Source organism: Glaciimonas sp. Gout2 (assembly GCF_035018905.1).
Classification (GTDB): Bacteria; Pseudomonadota; Gammaproteobacteria; order Burkholderiales; family Burkholderiaceae_D; genus Glaciimonas.
The window spans coordinates 213273-220888 of sequence record NZ_JASJXA010000003.1; the positions used below are offsets into that span (position 1 = coordinate 213273).

Sequence of the window (7616 nt, forward strand, 5' to 3'; positions counted from 1 at the left end):
AATCGCCAATTATCTTTGAGGTTTTAAATCAAATATGATGTGGTCATCGTGGGTTAACGATGACCAAAACTAAACAGATGTGTACTTTACTTAATTAGAATTTAATTTTAGCTTGATCGGCAGTAAATCCTCAGTCCCGCTCCGGCGCAATCATCTCCACATAATCGTAAAGCTCACCCAAAATCTCCTCGCCGCGCTCGTCGGCGGTTTCTGACAGGGCATCGATAGACGCAAAAAAGTCATCGATGTTGCGTGCGCCGCCTTTGCCGTCAAACAGGCGTGCGGCGCGGTGATCCTGCCATCGCTGACTTTCCTGTTCCGACAAGGTTTGTGGAAAGTTGCGGGCACGATAGCGGAACACCAGTTCTTCCAGTCGCTGATCGTCAAAATGGGGCACTGTGGCACTCAGCTTTTGTGGAGACATCGCACGCAAGTCGTTTAGCGTGCGGCGATCGTTGTTGCCGATAAAACCGCCATACAAATCTTCATCTACATCGACAGGAGCGTCGGCCGGGCGCTGGAATACTTGCCTCCACAATGTCGTTAGATCCGGTGCTCTTACTGCTATATCAGCGTGTGTGAGCACCAAGTCACGATCTATGCCCCATTTGGCGGTCATTTCCGGTGATAAAGTCTTTAGGTTGCTGATGACCATCGGCGACTTGTTGATATGGATCGACTTTAATGGTAAACGTGTCATTCCCTCCGGCAAATCGGCAGTTTTACTAAACAGACGCGTGCGAACGATTTCCGGATCAAGATCGAATAACTCGCTTGGATCAAAGGCCAGATTCCATGCCAATATCTCGTTTTTATTCGTCGGATGCACGCCAAGCGGCCACATCACGGCAATACAACCTTGCTCTGCCGGGAACATGCCAGAAATATGCAAGAACGGTTTTTTTGTCGTCAAACCTAGCTCCGCTGCAACCCGATCTTTTTTATGTAATCCCAGACAAAAGTCGAATAACTTAGGCTGATGTTGACGAATTAATCGGGCCAAAGCGATGGTGGCGCGCACGTCTGAAAGCGCATCATGTGCGGCCTCGTGACTTAGCCCGTTGGCGGCGGTTAAATGCTCCAGACGAAAACTCGGCCGGCCTTCGTCATTGATGGGCCACTGTATGCCTTCCGGGCGCAGCGCATACGCGGTACGCACGACGTCCAGAATGTCCCATCGCCCGCAATTATTTTGCCACTCACGTGCATAAGGATCAATCAGATTGCGCCAAAACATGAACCGCGTAATTTCATCATCGAAGCGAATCGTGTTGTAACCCACACCAATCGTGCCTTCTTGTGAAAAGGCGCGTTCAATCTCAGCTGCAAACTGGAACTCAGGGACGCCACGTTCCAGACATTGCTGCGGCGTGATATGCGTAATCAGGCACGACTGCGGATCGGGCAGAAAATCTGGGGCGGGTTTGCAATAAAGCATGATCGGATCGCCGATTTCATTCAACTCGGCATCAGTGCGAATTGCCGCAAACTGGGCCGGGCGGTCTCGTCGCGGCTGCGCGCCAAAAGTTTCGTAGTCGTGCCAGAGAAAGGTGTGATTGGACATCAATATTGGATTTTGTATGGAAAGATTGAGCGGGAATGGTTAGTAAATGTTGCATGCTGCACAGTTCTTTTATAACAACTAGCCTCTTTTTACAACAATTGAAGCGTTCTACTAAAAAGCCGAAAGTCGAGGTGTTAGCCCCTGGAATTCACAAAGCTGATAACTGCTATCGGGATTCGAAATTGGTACTTTTCCCTGTAAACGCTATTGTGATGGTGCGCCGCAACAATTGTAAGCCGTTTGCGGTAATTATTGAAATAGGAAAATATCATGTCTACGATGACCATTAGCACCACCCGCGCAGCACAATCAAGCAGTTTTTTCGGCAGCATTGCATCTTTCTTCAAGCGCATCGGTAACGCGTACGAACTGTCGGAAGCCGCACGTAAAGAAGCGTATTTGTCAGAAGCAGCCGATTTGTACGATTTGGAATATCGCATTCGTCAATTGGATCGCGAGACAGTACAGTCAGCAGCATGGATGAAGGGTTACTAACTCTTCGTCATTTTAAGACGTATCCGGGAAGTCTTTCCTGAAAGTAGTGCGTCAGTAAATAGTTGTCCATGTTGAAAAGCTGATTTGACGCGCCGCAATGGCGAATGCATCAGTTGGTTCCTCCACCCATGATTGCGACACGCATTGCGTGTAGCGCGCACCTATTGTCACATTAGGGCACGCCCAACGTTGATCATCGCTGCGAACCTGTAATATCGTAATGCGCGTGACGCTACCGTTACGTCGTTAGTTTGACTTTGCCAACAGCGAGAAATGCTCGACTGTTGGCGGTACGGCAAATAACGGTCCCACAATCCCCCGCCATTCGGCAAATGCGGCAGACTCACGAAAATCCACTGTGTGGTTTTCTAATGTCTCCCAATAAATCATCAATACATAACGTTCTGGTGACTCTATCCCTTTGTGTATTTTAAAGCCTGAAAAGCCCTTGGCTTTGCTGATGGCTTCTGCTACGCCACGTTGAATCGCTATGTCAAATTCGGCTTGTTTGCCAGGTTGAATGCGGATGTCTGCGAGTTCAAGAATCATGTTGGCTCCGTTTATTTTGTGTGATTGAATACAAGGCCTAATTGTCGCATTTTTGGAGGGCGGCCGACGAATGGCTTTAAATTTTGTATTTGATAGTACTGAAGGTTGACCTATCTATAATAGTCAGCGGTTATAGTTGCCGGGAACTAAGCGATATGGTTGTATTGCTACCAGGAAATTAAGCCAGATGGCGTGAATAGGCATAGATTAGGCATAGATATTGCTAAAGGTAGTTGGTCAGGATAGTGCTTAAAATAGTTCACACAATGACATCTGTATTACATTCTTTTCCTTCACATCATTCACCGGGATCCACAATGAAATTCAAAAAAATATTGTTGCTGTCATCTGTTTATGTCATGGCGCTGGCCGCTCAAAGCGCGCATGCGGATGCGCTGGCAGATATTCAGAAGTCAGGTGTTCTCCGTATCGCTGTACCGCAGGATTTTCCGCCTTATGGCTCGGTTACCTCGGATATGCAGTTGCAAGGATTAGATATTGATGTCGCAAAACTACTAGCTAAAGGTCTCGGTGTGAAGGCCGAGCTTATTCCGGTGGGCAGTGCTAATCGCATGGCTTATTTGCAAACGCGTAAAGCGGATTTAGTTGTTTCTTCTCTGGGTAAAAATGCAGAGCGCGAGAAGGTCATCAGTTTTTCGCAACCCTACGCACCATTCAACAATAGCCTTTATGGTGCAGCGGACATTAAAGTGACGAATGCGGCCGAATTAGCCAATCAGACTGTGGGCGTTGCACGCGGTACTTTTGAGGATACATTGTTATCGGACAGCGTTCCAAAAAGCACTGTGATGAAGCGCTACGAAGACAACAATACGCTGATTTCGGCCTATATCTCGGGACAAGTGCGGTTGATCGGTACCGGTGACTTTGTAGCTATCACAATCGGCGAAAAAGATCCCAAGCACAAACCGGTCATGAAATATATTATTCAGGAATCCAAGTGCTTGGTCGGTATGAATAAGGACGAACCAGCTCTTATGGCCAAGGTTAACGACGTTTTGACCAAGTCTAAAAAATCAGGTGAATTGAATGCCATTGTTAAAAAATGGCTGAACGTTCCTTTGCCTGATAAATTGGCGAACGCTTACGAGTAAGCAGACAGGCTGCTTAAGTCCCATGCAGCCAGTTCGATATCCAGCCATCTGATCGGTATTTTGCGTTTAATGTTCCTCTGTGTACCGGCGACCTGTCTTAGCCGGTACAGTGGACAAGCTGGTTGCTGAGACACTATGGTAAGTCATACGGGTACTTAGGTTGTGCGGATATTGAGCTGAACCAGATTTTTTAAAATCACGTTCGCTTGGGGATCGCAAGACCTTTAATAACCGCCGGACGCGTAACGAAAGTATTAAGCGCGCGTGTCACGTGGGGGAAGTCAGTGATGCCGACCAGATCAGCGGCCTCATAAAAACCAATCAAATTGCGTATCCACGGAAAGATCGCGATGTCAGCGATGGTATAAGACTCACCCATAATCCAGGGGCGGTCTGCGAGTCGCCGATTTAATACATCCAGCAGACGTTTGGATTCTGCAACATAGCGGTCACGTGGACGTTTGTCTTCATACTCTTTGCCAGCGAATTTATTAAAGAAGCCGAGTTGCCCAAACATCGGCCCAATTCCACCAATCTGGAACATTAACCATTGAATGGTTTCATAGCGTCCAGCAGTATCCTGCGGCATAAACTGCCCACTCTTTTCCGCGAGATAGATCAGAATGGCGCCAGATTCAAATAGCGCGAGTGGTTTGCCATCTGGACCGTTGGGATCTAGTATCGCTGGAATTTTGTTATTCGGATTGAGCGATAAAAACTCAGGTGACAGTTGATCATTGGTCTCGAAATTGACGAGGTGTGGCTCGTAAGCCAGACCAGTCTCTTCCAGCATGATCGAGGCCTTGACGCCGTTTGGCGTTGGCAGAGAATAGAGTTGAATTCGATTAGGATGCCTGGCTGGCCATTTTTGCGTTATCGGGTAAGGTGAAAGATCAGCCATGATGGGTCCTTTAGAGTGTTATTGGGAGGTTTGTATATGCTAAAAATCGAAGTCAGAAAGACCATCGACTTAACGACAGCCCTATAGAATATCGGAAATAGCTTTCATCTGAGAAATTTGGGCTGAATTGAACGATTCAGGCACAATAACGATACCAATCCTTTTAAGTGATTCTTTATGTATCTCCCCAAACATTTTGCAGAACCTAGCGTGGAAGTGATGCACGATCTCATTCGCGCTCATCCTTTATCCACGCTGATTACGATGACCGCAGATGGGATTGAGGCAAACCATATTCCATTGTTGCTATCGGCGCAGCCGGGTCCTTTCGGTACATTGTATGGACATGTGGCACGGGCGAATCCGCTTTGGCAGATATATCAAAAAGAATGTGAAATACTGGCAGTTTTCAGTGGCCCGAATGCGTATATTTCGCCAACGTGGTACGCGACCAAAAAAGAGCACGGTAAAGTTGTCCCGACCTGGAATTATGCGGTTACCCATGCTTATGGCACATTGCGTGTAATTGATGATGCCGTGTGGCTGCGCAGTCACCTTACGGCACTTACCGCTAATAACGAGGCCAATTTGCCTACGCCGTGGGCGGTTGAAGATGCGCCTCATGATTACACTGAAAAGATGATTTCGGCCGTTGTTGGCATTGAAATTACTATTACGCGTTTAATTGGCAAGTGGAAAGTAAGCCAGAATCAGTCCACACAAAATCGTGCAACTGTCATTGAGGCGCTGAATGCCAGCGGCGGGGCGCAAGCAGTTTCTATGGCGATGCTTATCCGTGATGCCGCTAAAAAAAATTGATGCCAGTTATCGCGTCGCCGTTATTTATAATGGGCATTGTGTGACTTGCCCCGTTACGAATCATTGATATTAATGTTCGACAACATATAAACTTTGTCTATTCGTCTTTGATTGCCTATGCTGTAAATATCACTTATAGGTGAAGGAGATTGTTATGTTAGCCCGACAAAGACTCTATTTCATGTTGCCTGACGTGTTGAGTGCGCGTGGCATGTTGGATGAACTGCTGTTAGCGCGTATCGAAATTCGGCACATGCATTTCTGGGCAGCCGAGGGAACCCTGCCGGATGACATGCCCGACGCAAATATCTGGCATAAAACGGATCTGACACATGGTGCGCAAAACGGCATGATTATGGGCGGCGTGATGGGGTTTTTAGGCGGGATATGGCTGGTCTATTTTCCTCCAGACTGGGTTCATCTCAACATGCTCGCGATAGTCGTCTCAACAATTGCCGGTATCATACTCGGCGGTTGGATGTCAGGAATGGCGGCAGCGGCGTTACCCAATTCGCGGTTAGAAAATTTTCAGAGTGATATCGCTAGCGGTAAGGTATTGTTGCTAGTGGATGTTCCGTTCAAAAAAGTACACGCTATCGAGGATTTAATCCAAAAAAGGCATCCGGAAGCAAAATTTGGTGGTGTCGAATCGCATATTCCAGTATTTCCTTAAAGCATAGAAGTGGCAGAGGGAACTAAAAACCTCGAATGGTTTGTTCGGGGTTTTTTTTCCAATTTTTTTGTCTTAAGCGATCAATCTTTGTTTCTCTCAAGACTTACGCAATGAGAGCCTGAAAATTTTTTATTCAAGAGACTAGCAATGGTGAATCTCCGCATTTGGTTCGCTGGCGGCGACTTAACCTCGTCAATGACAAAACGCAAGCAATGTTGCTTACTTTTGTGGACATGTCGAATCAGCGCCGTGATGCACGGCGCTTGCAATTCAATGGAGGTACTTCGATAGTCCATGAAAAAGCAGCCGTACGTCATAAAACAGCAAACAAATTTCGGTGCAACTTACAAAAATAATTGCTTGAATGGCTGCCGGATAGCGCCGCGACAATGCGTTAAATTGATTGTCGTAAAGACGAATGAAGCGCGCTCGGTTGCACAATAATACAAGACCCGTTCCCAGAATTGCGCCAGCAATAATGTCGGTCGTGTAGTGCAAACCCAGATAAATCCGGGGTAGGGCTATAAAAAGCAGAACATAAATGTAAGTGTAGATTCCAAATATTCTTGAAATCAAAAATATGCCTGTGGCGAAGCCAAAAAATAGCGCCGCATGATCGCTAGGAAAAGAGTTCCAAATATACAAATCCTGACTTTCCGGCGGTGGCAACCCAACATAATCGTAATGAGTGAGTAGCAGGTTTGCGATCGGACGCGGTTGAAATTGGCCGAGATTGTTGACGCCTCGAGCAATGCCAGCAGCGATGATGCAGCCTATAAGCGTTGCAATAATAATTCTGCGAGTATTTAATTTTGAGTCATTTTCTCTTAACCAAAAAAACCAAATCACTCCCATAAAAGGAAAGCCTTTCACCAGGTCCGAACCAGCCATGTAGTGAAGGATTTGGTTGAAGGCTGCTGAAGCGGTTGTGTATTGTCCTAGCCAGTTGAACACCGCCAGATTTAAAGAATTGTTCCACATTTTCCCCTTCCTTCCCTTAACAATTTAGTTAAACGATCAGGTTAAATTTACCAATTTTTATTTTTTTGGGCAAGATACTGGATGCAAGCTCCCTGCAGCCCGTATTTTTTCTTAAACGGTGAACAGCACTTTTGTACATTGTGGTTTTTACAGCATTCTAGCTTGCTATAACGGTAACAATTATTCGTAAAGCATCAAGCGGCAGACCTATTTTGTTAAGCCATGGTGCGCGCGCTCTTATGCAAATAAAAATAAGGTAACGAAATTATTTCGATAGCCTCGCAGAAAGGTTTCTATACAGAATATTTTATTACTCATTTGCAATGCAGGCCCTTGCAGAGGCTAGCGCCAATGCGTTTTCTTTACTTCAATTGCTGAAAATAAGGATACGCCGATAGCGGGAAATTTTCAAAAAAATATTGCATTGCAACAAAGAAACATTTAATAAAATGAGAGCTGGAGTTATGACCGGCGCATCGGACCAGCCCACGAGAATTTCATTGTCGTAGTATTTAATAT

8 protein-coding genes are annotated in these 7616 nt (G+C 46.2%); 4 read left to right on the forward strand and 4 right to left on the reverse strand.

Annotation, left to right across the window (positions count from 1 at the left end; genetic code table 11):
* Positions 1-130 precede the first annotated feature (130 nt).
* The gene (sbcB, locus tag QN379_RS04540; RefSeq protein ID WP_323506114.1) at positions 131-1564 is read right to left on the reverse strand and encodes an exodeoxyribonuclease I; all 1434 of its coding nucleotides are present in this window, start codon (positions 1562-1564) and stop codon (positions 131-133) included.
* 270 nt (positions 1565-1834) lie between these two features.
* Here sbcB and QN379_RS04545 point away from each other — a divergent pair, with 270 nt between their 5' ends.
* The gene (locus tag QN379_RS04545; protein ID WP_322236498.1) at positions 1835-2059 is read left to right on the forward strand and encodes a DUF3563 family protein; all 225 of its coding nucleotides are present in this window, start codon (positions 1835-1837) and stop codon (positions 2057-2059) included.
* Between the two features lie 246 nt (positions 2060-2305).
* Here QN379_RS04545 and QN379_RS04550 read toward each other — a convergent pair whose 3' ends face one another.
* Positions 2306-2608 carry an antibiotic biosynthesis monooxygenase gene (locus QN379_RS04550; RefSeq protein ID WP_322236500.1) on the reverse strand — a complete coding sequence of 101 codons (303 nt, stop codon included), beginning with the start codon at positions 2606-2608 and terminating at the stop codon, positions 2306-2308.
* Positions 2609-2925: 317 nt separating this feature from the next.
* Between QN379_RS04550 and QN379_RS04555 the strand changes: the two genes are divergently transcribed.
* Positions 2926-3723 carry a transporter substrate-binding domain-containing protein gene (locus QN379_RS04555; protein ID WP_322236501.1) on the forward strand — a complete coding sequence of 266 codons (798 nt, stop codon included), beginning with the start codon at positions 2926-2928 and terminating at the stop codon, positions 3721-3723.
* A 196-nt stretch (positions 3724-3919) separates the two neighbouring features.
* Here the strand turns inward: QN379_RS04555 and QN379_RS04560 are convergent, their stop codons facing one another.
* Complete coding sequence (locus QN379_RS04560; protein WP_323506115.1) at positions 3920-4624, reverse strand: glutathione S-transferase C-terminal domain-containing protein; 705 nt, start codon at positions 4622-4624, stop codon at positions 3920-3922.
* A gap of 177 nt (positions 4625-4801) precedes the next feature.
* Between QN379_RS04560 and QN379_RS04565 the strand changes: the two genes are divergently transcribed.
* On the forward strand, positions 4802-5443 hold the full coding sequence (locus QN379_RS04565; RefSeq protein WP_322236506.1) for an FMN-binding negative transcriptional regulator: 642 nt from the start codon (positions 4802-4804) through the stop codon (positions 5441-5443).
* 154 nt (positions 5444-5597) lie between these two features.
* The gene (locus tag QN379_RS04570; RefSeq protein ID WP_323506116.1) at positions 5598-6116 is read left to right on the forward strand and encodes a DUF1269 domain-containing protein; all 519 of its coding nucleotides are present in this window, start codon (positions 5598-5600) and stop codon (positions 6114-6116) included.
* A 270-nt stretch (positions 6117-6386) separates the two neighbouring features.
* Here the strand turns inward: QN379_RS04570 and QN379_RS04575 are convergent, their stop codons facing one another.
* Positions 6387-7097 carry a phosphatase PAP2 family protein gene (locus QN379_RS04575; RefSeq protein WP_323506117.1) on the reverse strand — a complete coding sequence of 237 codons (711 nt, stop codon included), beginning with the start codon at positions 7095-7097 and terminating at the stop codon, positions 6387-6389.
* Between the last annotated feature and the right edge of the window lie 519 nt (positions 7098-7616).